The 19,103-nt window shown below is 39.6% G+C and carries 18 protein-coding genes and 2 pseudogenes; 14 read left to right on the top strand and 6 right to left on the bottom strand.

Annotated elements, in window-relative coordinates; translation table 11 throughout:
- The first annotated feature begins 109 nt into the window (after window positions 1-109).
- A complete protein-coding gene (locus RS893_RS05435) occupies window positions 110-604 on the top strand; it encodes a PepSY domain-containing protein (protein WP_315790230.1) in 495 nt (164 codons plus the stop codon).
- Window positions 605-642: 38 nt separating this feature from the next.
- Entirely contained in the window at window positions 643-1,401 is a 759-nt protein-coding gene (locus RS893_RS05430; protein ID WP_315790229.1) for a hypothetical protein, read from the top strand.
- Here RS893_RS05430 and RS893_RS05425 read toward each other — a convergent pair whose 3' ends face one another.
- Entirely contained in the window at window positions 1,402-1,536 is a 135-nt protein-coding gene (locus tag RS893_RS05425) for a hypothetical protein (RefSeq protein WP_315790228.1), read from the bottom strand.
- Window positions 1,537-1,572: 36 nt separating this feature from the next.
- Between RS893_RS05425 and RS893_RS30220 the strand changes: the two genes are divergently transcribed.
- The 3 genes and pseudogenes from RS893_RS30220 to RS893_RS30215 form a co-directional block, all read left to right on the top strand.
- A complete protein-coding gene (locus RS893_RS30220) occupies window positions 1,573-1,734 on the top strand; it encodes a hypothetical protein (RefSeq protein ID WP_396336453.1) in 162 nt (53 codons plus the stop codon).
- Window positions 1,735-1,740: 6 nt separating this feature from the next.
- Window positions 1,741-2,115, top strand: a complete 375-nt coding sequence (locus RS893_RS05420; RefSeq protein WP_315791875.1) for a hypothetical protein — start codon at window positions 1,741-1,743, stop codon at window positions 2,113-2,115.
- Window positions 2,116-2,127: 12 nt separating this feature from the next.
- Window positions 2,128-2,271 (top strand): annotated as a pseudogene (locus RS893_RS30215) (hypothetical protein); the annotation flags it as partial.
- Between the two features lie 144 nt (window positions 2,272-2,415).
- Here RS893_RS30215 and RS893_RS05415 read toward each other — a convergent pair.
- Window positions 2,416-3,663: a sensor histidine kinase gene (locus RS893_RS05415; RefSeq protein WP_315790227.1), complete on the bottom strand. Its 1,248-nt coding sequence runs from the start codon at window positions 3,661-3,663 to the stop codon at window positions 2,416-2,418.
- A gap of 15 nt (window positions 3,664-3,678) precedes the next feature.
- A complete protein-coding gene (locus tag RS893_RS05410) occupies window positions 3,679-4,353 on the bottom strand; it encodes a response regulator transcription factor (RefSeq protein ID WP_315790226.1) in 675 nt (224 codons plus the stop codon).
- Window positions 4,354-4,618: 265 nt separating this feature from the next.
- On the opposite strand from RS893_RS05410, the gene RS893_RS05405 reads away from it, so the two are divergent.
- On the top strand, window positions 4,619-6,721 hold the full coding sequence (locus tag RS893_RS05405) for a CHAT domain-containing protein (RefSeq protein ID WP_315790225.1): 2,103 nt from the start codon (window positions 4,619-4,621) through the stop codon (window positions 6,719-6,721).
- 570 nt (window positions 6,722-7,291) lie between these two features.
- On the top strand, window positions 7,292-8,761 hold the full coding sequence (locus RS893_RS05400) for an amidohydrolase (RefSeq protein WP_315790224.1): 1,470 nt from the start codon (window positions 7,292-7,294) through the stop codon (window positions 8,759-8,761).
- Between the two features lie 89 nt (window positions 8,762-8,850).
- Here RS893_RS05400 and RS893_RS30450 read toward each other — a convergent pair.
- Window positions 8,851-8,968: pseudogene (locus RS893_RS30450) on the bottom strand (IS982 family transposase); the annotation flags it as partial.
- 180 nt (window positions 8,969-9,148) lie between these two features.
- Here RS893_RS30450 and pstS point away from each other — a divergent pair.
- The 6 genes from pstS (at window position 9,149) to RS893_RS05370 (ending at window position 15,775) form a co-directional block, all read left to right on the top strand.
- Window positions 9,149-10,189 (top strand): phosphate ABC transporter substrate-binding protein PstS, encoded by a 1,041-nt coding sequence (gene pstS, locus RS893_RS05395; protein WP_315790223.1) that lies wholly within the window; start codon window positions 9,149-9,151, stop codon window positions 10,187-10,189.
- Between the two features lie 214 nt (window positions 10,190-10,403).
- Window positions 10,404-11,405 (top strand): phosphate ABC transporter permease subunit PstC, encoded by a 1,002-nt coding sequence (gene pstC / locus RS893_RS05390; RefSeq protein ID WP_315790222.1) that lies wholly within the window; start codon window positions 10,404-10,406, stop codon window positions 11,403-11,405.
- Between the two features lie 210 nt (window positions 11,406-11,615).
- Window positions 11,616-12,488 carry a phosphate ABC transporter permease PstA gene (gene pstA / locus RS893_RS05385; RefSeq protein ID WP_315790221.1) on the top strand — a complete coding sequence of 291 codons (873 nt, stop codon included), beginning with the start codon at window positions 11,616-11,618 and terminating at the stop codon, window positions 12,486-12,488.
- A gap of 56 nt (window positions 12,489-12,544) precedes the next feature.
- Window positions 12,545-13,324 (top strand): phosphate ABC transporter ATP-binding protein PstB, encoded by a 780-nt coding sequence (gene pstB, locus RS893_RS05380; RefSeq protein WP_315790220.1) that lies wholly within the window; start codon window positions 12,545-12,547, stop codon window positions 13,322-13,324.
- Between the two features lie 71 nt (window positions 13,325-13,395).
- Window positions 13,396-14,001: a YdcF family protein gene (locus tag RS893_RS05375; RefSeq protein ID WP_315790219.1), complete on the top strand. Its 606-nt coding sequence runs from the start codon at window positions 13,396-13,398 to the stop codon at window positions 13,999-14,001.
- A gap of 343 nt (window positions 14,002-14,344) precedes the next feature.
- On the top strand, window positions 14,345-15,775 hold the full coding sequence (locus RS893_RS05370) for a hypothetical protein (protein WP_315790218.1): 1,431 nt from the start codon (window positions 14,345-14,347) through the stop codon (window positions 15,773-15,775).
- A 219-nt stretch (window positions 15,776-15,994) separates the two neighbouring features.
- On the opposite strand, the gene RS893_RS05365 is transcribed toward RS893_RS05370, so the two are convergent.
- Window positions 15,995-16,837, bottom strand: a complete 843-nt coding sequence (locus RS893_RS05365) for a tetratricopeptide repeat protein (RefSeq protein ID WP_315790217.1) — start codon at window positions 16,835-16,837, stop codon at window positions 15,995-15,997.
- A 207-nt stretch (window positions 16,838-17,044) separates the two neighbouring features.
- Here RS893_RS05365 and RS893_RS05360 point away from each other — a divergent pair, with 207 nt between their 5' ends.
- The gene (locus tag RS893_RS05360) at window positions 17,045-18,061 is read left to right on the top strand and encodes a HEAT repeat domain-containing protein (RefSeq protein ID WP_315790216.1); all 1,017 of its coding nucleotides are present in this window, start codon (window positions 17,045-17,047) and stop codon (window positions 18,059-18,061) included.
- A gap of 144 nt (window positions 18,062-18,205) precedes the next feature.
- Here the strand turns inward: RS893_RS05360 and RS893_RS05355 are convergent, their stop codons facing one another.
- Window positions 18,206-19,051, bottom strand: coding sequence for a lysophospholipid acyltransferase family protein (locus RS893_RS05355; protein WP_315790215.1), 846 nt, complete (start codon window positions 19,049-19,051; stop codon window positions 18,206-18,208).
- Window positions 19,052-19,103 lie beyond the last annotated feature (52 nt).

Genomic DNA, 19,103 nt, shown 5'->3' with positions numbered 1-19,103 from the left:
GGCTAATAGCTTAGTTTGGTCAAAGCATTGATTACCTAATCTTGACTATTTCTGGACTTTTATTACCTATTGTGGAAATACCAATCCAGAATGAAAGGGATTTAAAAGTATGAAAACTTCAACAAAAATCATTTTGACCGCAGCTTTTGTTGGGAGTTTGGGAGTTGCTGGAGTAGCACGAGTTGTGGGAGCAAAACAACCACTATCTTCAGTAGGAATTGTGCGTCAAGATCACAGCAAAACCCAAGTTGCTGAAGCTAGTGATGGCGACGGTGAAACAAACGATGATGTACAAGAACAGCAAGAAGCAAATAAACTGCAAACTCTAGCTAAAATTACACCACAACAAGCACAGCAGGCGGCTGAAGCATTCGTAGGAGCTAAGGCTAACAGCATTAAACTGGAAAATGAAAATGGTAACTTAGTTTATGCTGTAAAAATTGGTCAGCAAGAAGTTAGTGTTGATGTTGGTAACAGCAAGGTTCTCTACACTGAGAATGCTAATCAACAAGACGAAAAAAATGAAGCCATGCGTCCTCAGAGTAGCATTCAAGTTCAGGAAGTTGGTGATGGCGATCGCGAAACTAATGATGATGAAAAGTAGAGGAACCATTACCTACAACTAAGTATTGGAGAAAACAGATGTTGAATAGGGTTCCAGAGGTGACAATTTACTTCTGGATGATTAAGATTCTGGCAACTACAGTAGGTGAAACTGCGGCAGACTTTCTCTCCATAACGCTGAATCTGGGTTTAAGCGTTACATCTTATATTATGAGCGGCTTGTTGCTGATTGCGCTTTTAAACCAGTTTAGGCTTAAGCGGTATGTTCCACTGAGTTACTGGCTTGTGGTTGTTTTGATCAGTATCGTTGGTACATTAATTACTGATAGATTGGTAGACGATTTTGGAGTTAGTTTGTTAACAACTACCATAGTTTTTAGTTGTGTCTTATTGGCAGTGTTTGTGTTTTGGTATTTAAGCGAAAAGACATTAGCCATGCACTCGATCAACACAGCTAAAAGAGAGCTTTTCTACTGGGTGGCTATTTTACTGACGTTTGCTTTGGGTACTTCAACAGGAGACCTCTTAGGGGAAGCTTCGGGGTTGGGTTATGCACAATCAGCATTAGTATTTGGCGCTGCTATTGCGATAATAACAATTAGTTATTATTACTTCCGAATCAATGGAGTTTTAGCATTCTGGTTAGCTTACATCTTGACTCGTCCGTTTGGAGCATCAATAGGTGATTTACTATCCCAACCAACTAAAAATGGAGGCTTTGGCTATGGTACGGTTGGAACCAGTATGCTTTTTCTGTCTATAATCGCCAGCCTAGTTATTTACTTAAGTCTTAAGTCCAAGAAACCAGCCTTACAGCCAATTGACCGACAAGACTAATTAGTAAGCGATCGCCCCAAGTTCACTTTGATTGCTGCAATTTTGACCAATCCAAGTTCTTGGCTTCTTCTTGCTACAGTGAAGCCGCAAGTTCCAATAAATTATCATAGCCCGACGGTAAATAGGAGTAATCATGAGCAAACTTCCACAAATCACTGCATCTTCTGGATCATGAAGATATGTGCAACTACTCTGGGGGAGACAGCAGGTGATCTTTTATCGATGACGCTAAATGTTGGCTATGCAGTTAGTTCTACGATATTGATTGGAGTGTTTTTAGCTACTCTTGTAACTCAATTGGTCTCAAAAAGCTATAACCCATTACTTTATTAGACTGTCATCCTTTCAACCTTTACGGCTGGTACAACGATGTCAGATTACATGGATCGCACTTTAGGGCTTGGCTACGCTAAGAGAACTATGATTTTAGTTACCATTGTTCTAGCTATTCTTGCTTTCTGGCGATTTAGTATTGGGTTTTTATCTGTTACTCACGTTAAAACACCTAAAGTTGAGCTGCTTTATTGGACTGCAATTCTATTTTCAAATACTTTGGGTACTGCCTTGGGTGATTTTCTCGCCGATAGCCCCGGACTCGGATTTGCAGGAGGAGCATTCCTAATTGCTAGTTTACTTGCCTTGGTGTTAGTAGCACATTATTTTACCCAACTTTTCTCAGTCATGTTGTTTTGGATTGCGTTTGTCCTCACTTGACCATTTGGTGCAACACTGGGAGATGTTCTGATAAAACCACATGCCAAAGGTGGTCTTGGTTACGGTACTATCGGCTCATCTATAGTTCTTGTGTCTATACTTGGAGTTTGTATCTTGTTGACAACTCTAAAGCATAGAAGACTAACGGTTGTCTGAGGATGAATGATGTAGAAGCACAGACGTGATATTACGTCTTTACTTTTAGACATCGACCGAATTTAATTATGCGTTACCCAAAATCCTTATATAGACGTGTCATGGTACGTTTATACACTATTTGTCACAGAGGTCTTTTTACTTCTACTTTATAATCTCGGAACTAATGGACAGTTGAACTGTAAAACAACTACCAACTCCTAATTGACTCGTGACACTAATCAATCCATTATGATTTTGAGCGATTGCTTGGGCAATAGCTAACCCTAATCCAGAACCACCCTCCCAATAAGATCGAGACTGATCCGCCCGCCAAAAACGTTCAAAAACTTTGTCAATATGATCTGGTGCAATTCCTACACCTGTATCTTGCACTTTCACATAAAGTTGGGAACCAACACGACTAGTCTTGATTTCAACGACGCCGGATGATGGTGTGTAATAAAGAGCGTTTTCAATTAAATTAGTAAATAGCCGCGTCAGTTGAACTGAATCACCCTTCAGGTAAAGATTTTCTGTCAACTGAGATCGCAACTGAATTCGCTTGGCTTCAGCTTGAGGTTTATAAAGTAGCACTAAGTTCTCTAGAATAAACCTTAAATTCAGAGTATCCCAATTGTGATTCGGAAGTTGATCGCTACGTGCCAAGAATAGTAAATCTTCAGTAAGGCGAGTCATTTGGTTAGTAGCGCTAGCGATCGCCTGAAATTTTTCTACGTCTTTTGGACCTATTTCTTCTGGATATTCTAATGCCAAATCAGCGTTAATTTTGATTGCCATTAATGGACTGCGTAATTCATGGGAAGCATCAGCAGTAAACTGTTTGAGCCTTTGAAAACTCTCCTCAATGGGCTGCATTGCTTGACGTGTGAGTAAAATTCCTCCGATGCCACTCAAAACCAAAGTCATAATAATTCCACCCCCTAACCCCCAGTCGAGTTTTTGGAGGGTTTGATCAAATTCTTCTAGGGATTGACTGACTCTGACATAGCCAACTAGTTGACCATGATCGCTAGAAATGATCGGTACAGTCACACCTTGGATAGGAACTTTACCTGTTTGAATTTGTACTATTTTGCTTGGCAATAAGGGTAAAGTTAAGACAGTTTGTCCTTGTTGAGCAATTAAATGTCCTTGAGTATCAAACCACTGTAATGCTTGCTGACGAACAATCAAGTCTTGCGGACGAAAGTCACTTTCAATTGTCAGGCGACCTGATTCAAACTCTACATTTGTCGCTGCACCTTGTCCTATAGCTATGAGTTTATCTGTCGTTTGTTTAGTCAGACTGCGAGTGAAAACGACTCGGACTGCGATCGCAAATATTCCTAGTAGTGATGCGAATACAAGTAAGTAAGACAACAACAACCGATACCGAATTTTTATAAACACATTTTTCTTATTAAGTCAACCGTGACCTAGACGATAACCAACACCATAAATATTTTCAATAAAGTCTTCTGAACTTCCAGCGACTCTGAGCTTATTTCGTAAATTTGTAATGTGAGTTTTGACACTTCCTTCTCCACAGGACTTATCAAATTCCCACAGTTTATCAAGGATTGCTGAACGAGTAATCACTTGATTTGGATTTCTCAAAAAATATTCCATAATCATGTACTCTTTAGGAGTTAAAGACAGAATATTTCCTGCATAAGTAACCTGTTGAGTAGCCGGGTCTAACTGCAAATCACCTTGGGTTAAAATCGGTGGACGAATTTCTTGACTTCTGCGAGCTAAAGCCCGAATACGTGCTGCTAACTCTTTGATGTCAAACGGTTTGACCAAATAATCATCAGCACCAGCATCGAGTCCAATAATTTTATCATCTGTTGTATCTCGTGCTGTGAGCATTAAGATGAGAGTTTTGTATGAAGCAGCACGTAACCGCTTGCATAAAGCGACGCCATCTAATTTAGGAAGCATTAAATCTAATAAAATTAGCTCGTACACTCCTGATTGAGACCATTCCCAACCCTCAATTCCATCACCTGTTATATCTACGATATGGTGTTGGCGTTTTAAATAGTCGGCTAATGGTTTGGCAATGCGATCATCATCTTCAACTATCAAAATTCTCATAATCACATGCTTATCAGTTATCAGTTAGAGACGCGATGTTCCTCGCGTCTGTACAGTTACCAGTTATCAGTATCATATTCATTATTTATATCAGCACCCCTATTTCTCAATGTTATTGATGGAGAGATTTGCTTGTAAAATCCCCTAAGTTTATTTATGGGGATGAACTGATAGCTGTTCACTGTGATCCTGGTTCAAAATTCGCCAAATAAGGGTATATAACTAAAGAAATCATTAGCACTCCTGTTTCTTGGAGAGCTTAACAATGCTTTACCTTCTCCAACGTCTTGTCCTGATCATACTTTGTCTAACTTTCCTGGTTGCGTGTGATTTTTCGACTTCGCAATCTTCGACAACAGAGACACCAACAACACAACGCCGTCCAAAAGAGGCTTTGCAGTTACAGCAACAGGGACTGCAACAGCTAAACCGAGGTAAGTATGACGAAGCTTTAGCAAATTTTACACAGGCTTTAGCTATTTTTAAAGAAACTGGGCAGCGTCAACACGAAACCACCACTCTTAAATATATCGGGCAGACTTACGAGAAATTGCGCGATTATCCCAAAGCCCTAGATTATGATCAACAAGCTTTAGCTATTGCCAAAGAAACTGATAACAAGACTGAGGAAATGGAAATTCTTGGTCACATAGGTGTAATTTACTATAAAACTGGTGTTTATACCAAAGCCCAGGAACTTTATCAACAAGCTTTGGTGATGGGTAAAGAAACTGATAATATACAAGCCCAAGTCGAAATTCTTCACGAAATAGCTTCTCTTTTGGAAGCACAACAAAAGCCAGAGTTAGCGATCGCTTTTTACAAGCAAGCGATTAATGCTTTGGAAGAAATGGAACTTGATTCTAAACCATCCCCACAAAAACCAATTCAGCAGTTTGATACAAACAGATTCACAAACATTTATCGCCATCTCGCTGATTTGTTACTCAAGCAAAACCGTGTAGTCGAAGCACAAGCAGCAGTGGACTCGCTCAAAGTCCAAGAATTAGATGGTTATCTCAATAATGTGCGAGATAAAGCCAAAACACCACAACGCATGGAATATCTGCAACCAGAACAGCAGATTGTAGATAAATTTAATCAGGAAATTTCTGTTGTAGTCAAACAGGGTAAAGAACTAAGCGAATTACAAAAGATTCCTGAAAAAGATCGCACCCCCCAACAAGAGACACGCAGACAAGAACTCGAAGCTGCGCAAAGAGAAACTTTAAAAGAATTCTTGGCATTTAGTGATAGTCCAGAAGTCATGGCTCATGTCCAAGAACTCAATCGGACTACTGGTGGTGAAAATCTTAATCCTAAAATACTTAGACGTCTACAAGACTTTATTAAGCAACTAGATACCAATGCAGTTTTACTTTATCCTCTCATTCTAGAAGACCGCTTGGAGCTAGTGTTAGTTACTCCTTATACACCCCCAATCCATCGTTCTGTGGCTGTAAAACGCCAAGAACTAAACCGGACAATTAAGGAATTCCGCAACGCCTTAGAGAATCCACCGAAAGATGCGAAAAAACCAGGACAAAAACTTTACAACTGGTTAATTCGACCGATTGAACCTGCTCTGAAAGAAGCGAATACAAAAACCATCATTTATGCACCGGATGGAGAATTACGTTACATACCTCTAGTAGCGCTTTATGATGGTGAAGAGTGGTTAGTGCAAAATTATCGGGTAAATAATATTACTGCTCTTAGTCTTACCGATCTACAAGAACGTCCTCAGAATTTAAAGATATTAGCAGGTGCTTTTACGCGGGGAAATTACGATATTAAAGTTGGTAAGCGTACTTTTAAGTTGGGTGGATTACCTTTTGCAGGGAAGGAAGTCGAAAATGTGACGTCAGCGTTTCCTGGTTCGGAAAAGTTAATTAACTCAGAATTCACCGAACAAGAAACCTTAAAGCTGATGAGCAATTTCCCCATTCTCCATTTTGCTACTCATGCTGCTTTTGTACCAGGTGCGCCAAATGAATCTTTTATTTTGTTTGGTGATGGTAAAGCAGCGAATTTGCGAGATTTACGATTTTGGAATCTTTCTAACGCTGATTTAGTGGTATTAAGCGCTTGCGAAACGGGTTTGGGAGGAGAGTTAGGCGACGGTATAGAGATTTTGGGATTTGGCTATGTGATGCAAGAAGCAGGTGCAAAAGCTGCGATCGCTTCACTATGGCAAGTTTCCGATGATGGTACACAAGCACTGATGAATGCTTTCTACGCCGCACTCAAACAAGATAAACTCAGCAAAGTTGCAGCTCTCCAAAAAGCCCAATTATCATTACTTGATGGTATCTACGATCATCCCTACTACTGGGCAGGATTTATTTTAATTGGGAATGGGATGTGATAGGGAATAGAGAACGAGTAATAGTTTATTGTTCTCTGAATTACAAATAGGGAATAGGAAATAGGGAACAGGTTAAGAGGATTTTTTATGCGTTGTTAGTGTACTCAGTTCATGATGGCTGTTCCCTTTATAGTATTAGCTTTTTGAAATTTGAACTCAGGTATTTTGACAATAGTTAAAGTTATTCTGCTTATACCAATTCTCTATAAATTTACATTGAATGAGTATACCTCTATTCCTTTGCATTCTACCCTGCGGGTAGACATGAAGTGGCTTCTGTTCACTGAAAGGGTTCCTGAAGGGTAAGTAGCCTATGAGCGCGTCTAATGCGTTCTTTGTAGTTCGTTTTCTTACTATAAGTGCATCTTCACGATGAATTGATATTTATCTTTAATGAGAAGAAGCTCCAACTGAAAAATCTGCCTAAAATAATCCTGTATTGTTAAGTATGATTGAAATTTGCAGTTCAAAATCTCTTAAAAGGTACTATCAGGTAAAAATCTGTCTAGTTGCAGGTTAGCAATGAGACAGATGATAGAACCACAAATTAAAAAAGATAAGGAGAATAGTGTGATACGCCAATCTCCAAAATACTATAAGCTATTAGTTCTTTTCGTTTGTACAGCATTTTTTATCTTTTTTGGTCAAATAGTCATCGCCCAGAGCAATCATAACTTCAACAATCGAGGCAGGCAGAATGTAGAACTGATTGTGGGTGGGGATTTTGTCGTTACTATGAATGAGGCACAACCAGTCATCCAGAATGGCGCGATCGCGATCATGGATGGCAAAATTGTTGCAGTAGACACAAAAGACAAGATCATGGCATCTTACAAAGCTGCCACGACATTACCAGGTGAGGATATGGTGTTAATGCCGGGTCTTGTCAACGGTCACTCTCATTCAGCAATGGTGCTTTTTCGCGGTCTTGCGGACGACTTAGCATTGGAGGATTGGCTTCAGAATTACATCTTCCCAGCAGAAGCGAAGTTTGTTGACGAAAATTTTGTCCGCGTCGGTGAGCAGCTTGCTTGCTGGGAGATGATACGCAGTGGAACAACGACTTTTGTTGATATGTATTTTGAGCCAGATGTGGCCGCTGAAGTAGTTAATGAATGTGGCTTGCGCGCAGTGATTGCACCCTCATCCATAGATTTTCCCAGTCCTGGTTTCCAAGGATGGGATGATGCGTTTGCTGCGGCGGTGGATTTTGTCAAACGCTGGAAGGGGAAGAACTCACGTATCACACCAGCTATTGCCGCACATGCTCCCTATACCGTCTCACCAGAACATCTCACACAGGCGATTGAGGCTGCGCGTCAATACGATGTCCCGCTTACAATTCATGTGGCGGAGACACAATCAGAAGTCAAAGATGTCCAACAACGATATAACGCAACCCCAGTCCAACACCTGGAAAATCTTGGCTTTTTAGAGCCGCGCGTATTTGCTGCACATATGGTATGGCCTAATGAAAGTGAAATTGCCTTACTGGCGAAACGCGGTGTTGGTGTTATCCATAACCCTGACTCGAATTTAAAGCTAGCTTCTGGCTTTGCGCCGATTCCGGCGATGCTAAAAGCAGGAGTTAAGGTTGGTTTAGGTACGGATGGAGCCGCATCAAACAACGATCTTGATATGTGGGAAACAATCCGCCTTACTGCCCTTATCCATAAAGGAACAACCCTCGATCCTACTGTTGTTCCAGCCAAGACAGTTTTGCGTATGGCAACACTCGGCAGTGCAGAAGCACTCAGCTTGGCAGATAAAATAGGCGTGATTAAGCCCGGACTCCGAGCAGACGTGATTCAAGTCCGACTCACAGAACCACACTTGATCCCACTTTACGATGTCATGTCACATCTAGTTTACGCGGCGGATGCTCAGGATGTTGATACCGTGATTGTAGATGGGCAAGTTTTAATGCATAAGCGCAAAATGTTCACGGTTGATCCTGATAAGATTCGCTTGGAAGCTAACTCTATTGCTGAGAACATCAAAGCTGAGTTACGCCCCTCTAATTCAACTACTCAAAATTAGGTTGGGTTTTTCCACCTCTACCCCCAAAACAACAAGGGGAGGTTTTGTACCTCCCTTTTGTTGTTAGTTTTAACGTGAGTTCGACGGAATTAAAAAATAGCAGGAGGCAATGCAGGTAACTGTTTTGGGTAAATGTCAATAGAGGGTTTTTTAGACAAATAGGTGTAAGCAGCTAAACCAGACATCAAAATTGACCAAAAAGTTAAATTGTTTATTTATAGCTACATATTAACTTGTTTATTTCTTGAAAAAAGATTTAAAAAATAAAATTTTAACTATTTTTTATCAATTAATTAAATCAATCATAAACTGTTCTTAACTGCAAAGAATGTAGCTTTATTTCAGATTGAAATTTCAGCAGAAATTGGTCATTAAATCTGAGGAGATATGAATTTTTCTATCACCGTTTTTAATCGTGTAGTTACTACTTCTGTAGTGACGGCAGCTGTTGCATTTGGGCCATTTTTTGCAGCGATCGCCCAAGCCTTAACTCTCAATGGCGCAGGTGCAACTTTTCCTGCTCCGCTATATGAGAGATATGCTCGTGAAATAAAAAAAGACATGCCAGACATGACAATTAACTACCAAGCGATTGGTAGTGGTGGTGGCGTGAATCAAACAATTGCTGGGACTGTTGACTTTGGTGCTAGTGATGCTGCTATGACCGATGCTGAAATAGCTAAAGTTAAGCAGGGAGTAATTTTAGTACCTACAGCAGGCGGTGCAGTTTCTGTTGTTTATAATGTTCCTGGTGTTAACAACCTGAAATTATCTCGTACTACATTACCAGGTATTTTCTCTGGTCAAATTACTAAATGGAACGACCCCAAAATTAAGGCAGATAACCCTGGTGTTAATCTCCCAAATCTACCAATTAAAGCTGTTGTTCGTGCTGATGGTAGTGGTACAACTTTCATTTTTACTAATCACTTAAGCAACATCAGCCCATATTTCAAAGGCAGAATTGGTACTAGTAAATCTCCAAGTTGGACTCTATCAAATGCCCTTAAAGGTAAAGGAAACCCTGGTGTCGCTGCTTTAGTCAAGCGTACTCCAGGCTCTATTGGTTATGTAGAGTATGAATATGCTAATAAAAACAACCTCAAATCAGCACAGGTACAAAATAAAAGAGGAGAATTTGTCGCTCCTTCTTTGCAGTCTGCAAACGCTGCTCTATCTTCTGTAAGTTTCCCCAGCAACTATCGTGTTTTTATTGGTGATCCAGGTCAAGGTTATCCTATTGTTGGTTTGACTTGGATTATGGTCTATAAAAACTACAAAGATCCTGCTAAAGCCCAAGCTGTCAAAAATTTAGTTAAGTGGATTCTAACTAAAGGTCAACAGTTCAATGATGACCTCAACTACACTTCTATTCCTTCTAACGTAGCCAATGATGTCATCAATACAGTCAATAGCAATGTCAAGTAATTGATCATTTGCTGCTAATTTAACAGCCACACAATGGCGATCGCAAATTTCTCCTTGCAAAAGTAGGATTAGCGATCGCCCTTCGACATTCATTAGTGAAAAATTTTGACAAATGACATCAATTAAAAATAAAGATTGCAACAATTAATTGACAGAATCTGCATGTACAACAATCCCCAATTCAAAATCTAAAATCCAAAATCTAATTTAGGGTATGACAAATTCGTCGGGCTCAGCCTATCAAAATGAACCAAGCCAACCAAAGGTGCTTGATCCAAGTCTTGACATTACAATTATTGAAGGAAAACATTACCGAATAGACCAAAGTTTCACTTGGCTAGTTTATAGTTTTGCTGCCTTAACGGTGCTTGTATTATTTTGGATGAGTTGGGTAATTTATAATCAGGCTCATCCGGCAATTGCTAAATTTGGATTAGGATTTTTATGGAGTCAAGATTGGGATGTACCTAATCAACTATTTGGTGCTTTACCTTATATTTATGGAACTCTTGTTAGTAGTGCGATCGCAATTTTGTTAGCGATACCAGTAGGGCTTGCAGTATCTTTGGTAACTAGTGAAGATTTTCTACCAGAATGGGTGCGCTCAACTCTAGCATTTGTTGTTGAATTAATTGCAGCAATCCCTAGTGTCATTATTGGTTTATGGGGTATTTTTGTTTTTATTCCATTTATTGAACCCTTCCAAAAATGGCTAGCAGCTAATTTAAATTGGATACCACTTTTTAACAGCATAGAGCCTTCTGGACTAAATATGTTAACTGCTGGTATCATTCTTGCCATCATGATTTTACCCACATTGGCAGCAATTTCTCGTGAAGTATTGCTAGTAATACCAAAAGAATTACGCAGCGCATCTATGGCATTAGGTGGTACACGTTGGGAAACTATTTTTAGAGTATTATTACCAGCTGGTTTTTCTGGAATTGTGGGTGCAACAATGTTGGCATTAGGGAGAGCCTTGGGTGAAACAATGGCTGTAACAATGGTAATCGGTAACTCTTCTATTATTAGTACTTCTTTACTTGAGCCAGCTTATTCAATTCCTGCATTATTAGCCAACGAATTTGCTGAAGCCGAAAGTGGATTACACGTTGGTTCTCTCACATATCTAGCTTTAATTTTATTTGCTTTAACTTTAGCTGTAAATATTGCTGCTGTGTTATTAGTACAGGTAGTTGGTAGTAAAAAAAAGTAATGATTTCGTTAGTAGTTAGTGGTTAGTGGTTGTTCACTACTCCCCATCTCCCCATCTCCCCATTGCCCCTAATCCCCAACGCCTCTTTCTTTATGCCGGGGGACCCGTCCACCGCACTGGCTCCTCCCTTGGGGGAGTGGGGGCCGGTGAGTTCCCCACCTCCCCACACTCCCCTCATACCTCTTATACTCCTTGATCCTCTATCTCCACATGAAAAAAAATGAATTTTTAGCGCCAGATCTGTTAGCTTCTTTACCATTTAAGCGGTTATTATTTAATAATGGTATGACTGCGATCGCCTTTATTTTTACAGGTTTAGCATTACTACCTTTGCTATCAGTTTTATGGGAAATAATAGTGCGGGGTATCTCTGGATTGAAACCAGAAATGTTTGTCAAATCAGTGATTGATAATGGATTTGCCAATGCAATTGTTGGTACTTTCACAATGGTAGCCATTGCCGCGCTGCTCAGTATTCCTATTGGTGTAGTTACAGGTATATTTTTAGCAGAATTTAGTCAAGGAACAAAGATCGCAAATTTTGTGCGTTTTATCACTACGATTTTGACTGGTGTTCCCTCTATTGTTGTGGGTGTATTTGCCTATAGTGTGATAGTTTTATTAACAAAATCATTTAGTGCGATCGCTGGTGGTTTTGCTCTTGCAGTAATCATGCTACCCGTTGTCATCTTAACAACCGAAGAAGCATTAAAACTCATTCCTGTTTCTCAGCGTCTAGCATCAGCTGCTTTAGGAGGAACTCGCTTTCAAACAACTTTTCGGATTGTAGTTGCTGCCGCTATACCTGGTATTACTACAGGTATATTATTAGCCATAGCCCGTGCCGCAGGTGAAACAGCGCCCTTGCTTTTTACTGCTTTATTTAGTCTAGATTGGTCACAGGATTTATTCAGTCCAACAGCATCACTGTCAGTATTAATTTTTAATCTTTATAATGATCCATCACCAGAGAAAAATCAATTAATTTGGACTGCATGTATAGTATTACTAGCTTTGGTATTATTCACTAGTATTGTTTCAAGATTATTCATTAATAATAAAAGAAAAAATAGAGTATCTTAAAAATTATAATTAACCAAAAAATAGCGACAATTTTCTTTAACTAAATTAATTAATATATGAGTAAATTAGTTCCAGCAATCACAGTCAAAAATCTTAGTTTTTACTATGGTAATACCAAAGCTCTAGAAGGAGTATCAATAAATATTTACCAAAACCAAATTACAGCTATTATTGGCCCAAGCGGTTGTGGAAAATCTACTTTTATTAAATCTTTAAATCGAATTGCAGAATTAGAAGGGGAAGTTCGGGTAGAAGGAAAGCTAGAATTTTTTGGTCAAAATATATATGATCGTCGTGTGAATATTAATCGATTACGTCGTCAAATTGGGATGGTATTTCAAAAACCAAATTTATTTCCTATGAGCATCTATGAAAATGTTGCTTACGGTGTTAAAATTGCCCGATGGTGTCCCAAAACAGAATTAGATGAAATAGTTGAATCAGCCATCAAAGCTGCTGCTTTATGGGATGAAGTTAAAGATAAGTTGCATAAATCAGCTTTAGGACTTTCAGGTGGTCAACAACAACGGCTCTGCATAGCTCGCGCTTTAGCAGTAAAACCAAAAGTTTTACTCATGGATGAACCCTGTTCCGCCCTTGATCCAATTGCAACTATGAAAATAGAAGAATTAATTCATAGTTTGCGTGGAGAATTAACAATTGCTATTGTTACCCATAACATGCAGCAAGCAGCTCGTGTCTCAGATTTTACAGCTTTCTTCAGCACGGATGAAAGTCGTATTGGTCAAATGATTGAATTTGGAGCAACATCTCAAATTTTTACTACAGCACTTGATGAACGCACCCGTGATTATGTGTCTGGGCGTTTTGGTTAAAGTTAAATGAGAGTTAATAAATAGTTTTGACTGTCTTGTGTCTATCTACAGAAGCTCCCTTTTACTTTGGCATGCCTTATTATAAAATCAAACGAAAATGGCTATCTCTGGTTTTACTTGCTCTGCTATCTGCATTCCTGTTGGGAATCACATCTACAGCATTGAGTATCTATCTGTATGGTAGTAGGAGCGATAACATCAAAGCAGATGCAGCAATAGTGTTAGGAGCAGCTGTTTGGGGAGAAGAACCTTCGCCTGTTTTTCGAGAACGAATTAACCACGCCATTGATCTCTATAAAAACAGAGATGTTCATACCATCATTTTTACGGGTGGAGTTGGCGAAAGCAATGAACCAGCTGAAGGCATTGTTGGTAAAAATTACGCTGTAGCGCAGGGTGTAAAAGCGTCTGACATTCTCGTTGAAACTCAATCTCGCACAACTTACCAGAATCTCAAAAATGCTCAGTCGGTAGCTGCTGCTTATCCATTGACCAAGTTTCTCATTGTCAGTGACCCGCTACACATGAAGCGTTCTGTGTTGATGGCGAAAGATTTAGGAATGGATGCGTATTCATCCCCTACACCTACTACTCGCTATCAAAGTTTCAACGCTCAGGTAACGTTTCTGATGCGAGAAACTTATTTTTATTTAGTTTACTTGGCGTTAAAAATTTAATTAAGTAAAAAAGGTTTTCACCGCGCAGATACTGAGAGCGTAGAGAAAATAGCAGGCGTTGCTACCCCACAAATGATTTGGCTGTGGTACAATTGTACTATAGGAATTCAAAATTAAGTGTGTAATGTGAATGTATAGGGCTACATTTAACATTTTTAGTAAATGAACAAACACTGCAAATTTGGTGTTACATATTTGCAGGATAACTAGTACTTTGTCACACAAACTTTGCCAAGTAAACCAATTCTCAACACATCCTCTTTTTCTACTTCTCTACGCTCTGTGTGGTTTATTAACATATCTTATTAAAATTCCTATTTAAGTAAACCAGGGTAGGTTAGTTATGGCAAAAAAATCTGCCAAAAATTATCAGATATCTTCTCAACAAAACAACATAATTTCTCTGTTGGAACTGCTGAAAATTTTGGAAGCGCATCGCAATAACATTATTATCAACCTCAAGCATCTACAAGCAAACTATCAAAGAATAGGTGTTAAAAGGGTTCCAGGTTATAGAGATGAAAATAGTAATCTTATTAAACCTTGGCTGACAACACAATACCTAGACAATGGTGAATATGTTGGTATGGGTACATTTGAACTTAACCATAACACAGCCAATATCAACATGCTGATTACCCGCAAAGTCAGACTGATCAAAACAGAAGATAAAACTCCTATTTTTGAAGTTGCGGGTTTATTGGTAAATAACTTAAATAGCTTTAATAATTACACGATTGTTAGTGAAGGCAAAGCCAATGTCAAATCACTACAAGTTAAGATTAGCAGCAAAAAAACTTTTGACTTGCTACGAGCAAAAGGTGTAGTAGAAAACGAAGAGTATGATTTTCGTCGTGAGTATACCATTAGATTAGACCATCTGCCCCTTATACCCATTGAGCAACATTACAGTAGTATTGAGGGTTTATTTGATCAACTTGCAGAAGCTAAAGTACTTGCAAGTATTCTTTCTGCACTTTTGAAAAAAGAGTCAGATATCTTTTTACCAGAACAGTTAGAAGAGTTGAGAAAGTATTATATTTCCAAAAATGTGAACCTCAACTTTCCCACAACTAACGAATATACTAATATTAAAAAAGCTTTAGCTAAACATCATCTTGATGCACGCATTAGCTACAAAATTGATATTGGCAGCAAAGACATTCTCAATCTAGGTAAACTACATTCTGCTAACAAATTTCTTGACAGAATGTATGAAGTGTATCACACAGCAACTGGAGAAATTATCTCCAAGCCTAGCTTTGATATGATTTTTCATGAAAATATCGCTTGCAGACACAAGCAATTATCATCTCGGATAAAAATTACTCCGGTGGATGAGTTCATGAAACAGATTTTTGATGATTTTCTGGGACTAGATAACAATGGTATTGTTGCTGGTATTCTTAACAAAATCGGTGCTGAGAACTTGGCACAAATTTTGCAACAGCAGCGCGATCGCAAAAGTATCAACAAAGATGAACTGCTAGCAGCCCTCTTTACTGCTAATGCGAAGTTAGAGGAATTTACCTCAAAAATTTACCGTGACAAAATTAGCCCCTTAGTACTATATATTGGTTCCACCGGAGTGTTGCCAGATGGAATGAATGCAAAGGCTATAACTGCGGAAAAGCTTACTCAAAAATATCCGCATTTGCAGTTTTCTAAAGACGAGCAAGAAGGCACATTTTTTATAATTGGAGACAGTATCATTAGCGTATACCCAATAAGGGAGTATTACACTGAAAAAGACAGGGTTGCAATAGAAAAATAATATCGTGTCCGGTTGAACACTGATATTATCCGTTGAGGTCGGTAATTGATAATGGGTAATGGAAAAAACTTCTTCTCCAATGACTTTGCTTCATATCATAAGCAATTAGCCGGACTTAGTATAAGAGAGTTATAGAGTTCACAAATTCGTGGCAAAAAAACTCAGAAAAACTCTGCGTATCTCCGCGTTTCCTTTGCGATCCTCTGCGTTATTTATCTATCAAATAGAAACCAAGTTTTCCCCTGTCTGCTGCTCAATTTTAGTAATCAATTCTAAAACTTGTTGATACTGTGTAGTATTTCCTTGTTGTAAAAATAGATCTGCGGCCTTTTCAAAGTCTTTTATTGCCCCAAAGGAGTCTGCTTGGTTATAACGAGTTACACCCCGGTTGTAATAAGCAAAAGCTTCGTTGGGATTAAGGCGCAGTGCTTGGTTATAGTCTTCTATTGCTCCCTTGTGATCTCCTTGTTCATCACGGACATTCCCTCGACCCACATAGGCAAGGGCATCATTTGGGTTAAGACGAATTGCTATGTTATGGTCTTCTATTGCTCCTTTTTTGTCTCCTAAATCATTGCGGGCAAGACCTCGGTTGTAGTAGGCAAGAGCATAATTAGGATCAAGATTAATAGCTCTGTTATAGTCCTGTATGGCACTTTGGCTGTCTCCCAAGTCATAACGGCTATATCCGCGATTGACGTAAGCAACAGGATCACGAGGGTTGAGGCGAATTGCTGCGGTAAAGTCCTTGATTGCTCCTTGTTTGTCTCCTAAATCATAACGGGTATAGCCCCGGTTCACATAAGCGATCGCATCATTGGGATCAAGTCCAATGGCTGCGGAAAAAGCTGCGATCGCACCTTCTAAATCTCCTTGATTATACTTATTGACTCCCTGATTGTAGAAGTCATCGGCTTTAGTGGTTGTAGTTCGCTCTATTGTGGAAAGGCTGGTTATCTGTTTAGCATTAGCGGGTACTACAGATGCGGTCAAAGTCAATATAGCAATTCCACAGAACCCTACAACCCCTGTCAATACTTGACCTGATAATCTTAGTCTCATTTTTATAGCATTATTTATAGTTGCTTCTTTAATATTGCTACATTTGTGCGAGATTCTTTTACGCAATAATTTTGTAAAACTGTGTAAAGTTAAGTGGAAGATTCGCAAGAATTTATTTTTTTAGATAAACGAACACAGATGCACACCGATGCACACGGATGATCTATCTGTGTTTATCGTCTTGCACTAAATATTTTTGCTTATATCTTGGGTGATTTTCGTAATCGCGATCGTCACTGGTGTATTCATCTTGCAAATGCACCTACTTACCTACCTACACCCATGATTAAATCTCTTCATTCAAAATTCCCGATACGAGTTCGTTGGAATGCGATGATCTCCCAAGCAACAGTTGGCTTATTGTGCTTGTCTTCACCGTTATTGATCACCACCGCTAGCTGGGCGCAGCAGGCGAATGGACAAGATATTAGAGTAACTGTACCCCTCAACGGTAATTCTCAACCTAGTGCTAATCTTGGTGCTGGGGCTGTACCAGTTCTAATTCAGGTGTTACAAGGTAAACAAGCACCAGCAGGTTTTGATGCAAGTTCTGCAATACCTGTTTTAATTCAAGGATTACAGGGCAATAATCCACAAATACGCTCAGATGCTGCTGCTGCGGTTCCCGGTATAATTCAGACCTTACAAAATCAAAATCCACAATTACAACAGCAGGTGCAACAACTAGCTCAACCAAATGCCCAACCACAGGTTCAACCACAGGCTCAAGTGAATGCTCAACCTAAAATCCAATCAAATACAGGTAGATGTTTTGTGTCAAATCCAACATCTGTTGTACCTGCACTGATTGGAGGTTTGCAAGATAAAGACGAACTGGTTCGCTTTTTTGCTGGTGCAACTCTTGGCTGTCTTGGGGATCAAGCTAAAGGTGCAGCTCCTGCCCTACTTACCAGTTTGACAGATCCCAATCAAGCTGTGCGCTTAGTTGCTGCCTTCGCTTTGGATAGAATCGGTGTTGGTATTCAGCAAGCAGCTAAAAATTTATCTGCTGGACAATTAAATCAATTGGTATCTTCCTTTAGCTCTAGCCTTGGTTTTTTAGCTGACCCATTAGTTAAGTTACCCCAGAATGTGGTTAACTCTTTATTCAATCCTTTACAAACTTCTCAACCAGTTCAGCAATCAGTTCAGCAACCAGTTCAGCAATCAGTTCAGCAACCCGTTCAGCAACCCGTCCAACAGCCAGTTCAACAGCCCAGATAAAATCCCCAAATTACTAGATAGCCAAGCTCAAGATAAATTTTGCGATCGCCCAATTATGAATGTCAGCACAGGCGATCGCTCTCAATATGGAGAGATTTGCAGGGGCATTACCCATACGTATTTTTGAATTGTCCTTCTTAAAAACTACGTCTTTAACAAATTATCCAACTCTTGCTGCATTTGACTGCGGACAAGTTTGTAGCAAGCATGGACATAATCGCGATCGCACGTTGCTTCTCTACCATAACGTTCAAAAACAATTGGTGGACAAACTCGCGTGCGGATGGGTACTGGTAAAGGAATATTAGGTAAAGGTCCAAACGACAATCCCCAAGGTAAACCTAAATAGATCGGAAAGACAACTGGGTCGATTCCAAATAGCCAAGGCATTCCCCATTGATGCAATTGCTGTGCTAAGTCGTAACGTTCAGCGAGAATAATTAGTGTCTCATGAGCGCCAGTAGAAATGAGTGGCACTATGGGTACTTTTTCTCGTAGTGCTAGCTTAATAAAGCCGTGGCGTTCAGCAAAGTAGATTTGATTACGCAAAGAATAAGGTCGAAACAGATCTTCTGCACCACCAGGATAGACGAGTACGCTGGCTCCGGAACGCAAAGCTGCGATCGCCATTTTAGGATGGGCGATGATGGCTCCAACTTTAGCAGCTGCTTGTGCTACAACAGGAAACTCTTTCCAAACCGTGGGATGCATCAAACCGTAGATTGGTTTTTCCACACCAAAGCGTCTAAACCAGTCGTAGACCATCATATGCGTATCAGGAGCAGCAAGTCCGCCATTGTGGGAACCTACGAATAAGGCTTTTTCTTTGTCGGGAATATTTTCCCAGCCACTAGTCTGGACACGAAAATAGTATTTATACAGCCACTCCCAAAAAGGCATCAAAAATTTGATAAATTCTGGATCTCGCTGATCCAAAGACCAGCCGAGTTCGGTTTGTAGAGATAGTTGTTTTGAAGTCTGTGTTGGCATTTCGCCTCAATTAATCTCCCTTTTGGTGGTAGTAAATTTGAGAGTGATGTGC

Origin of the sequence: Fischerella sp. JS2, assembly GCF_032393985.1 — a bacterium.
In the GTDB taxonomy this organism is placed as follows: domain Bacteria; phylum Cyanobacteriota; class Cyanobacteriia; order Cyanobacteriales; family Nostocaceae; genus Fischerella.
The sequence above is the reverse complement of the archived record's forward strand: the minus strand, read 5'-3'. Positions and strand labels throughout refer to the sequence as shown.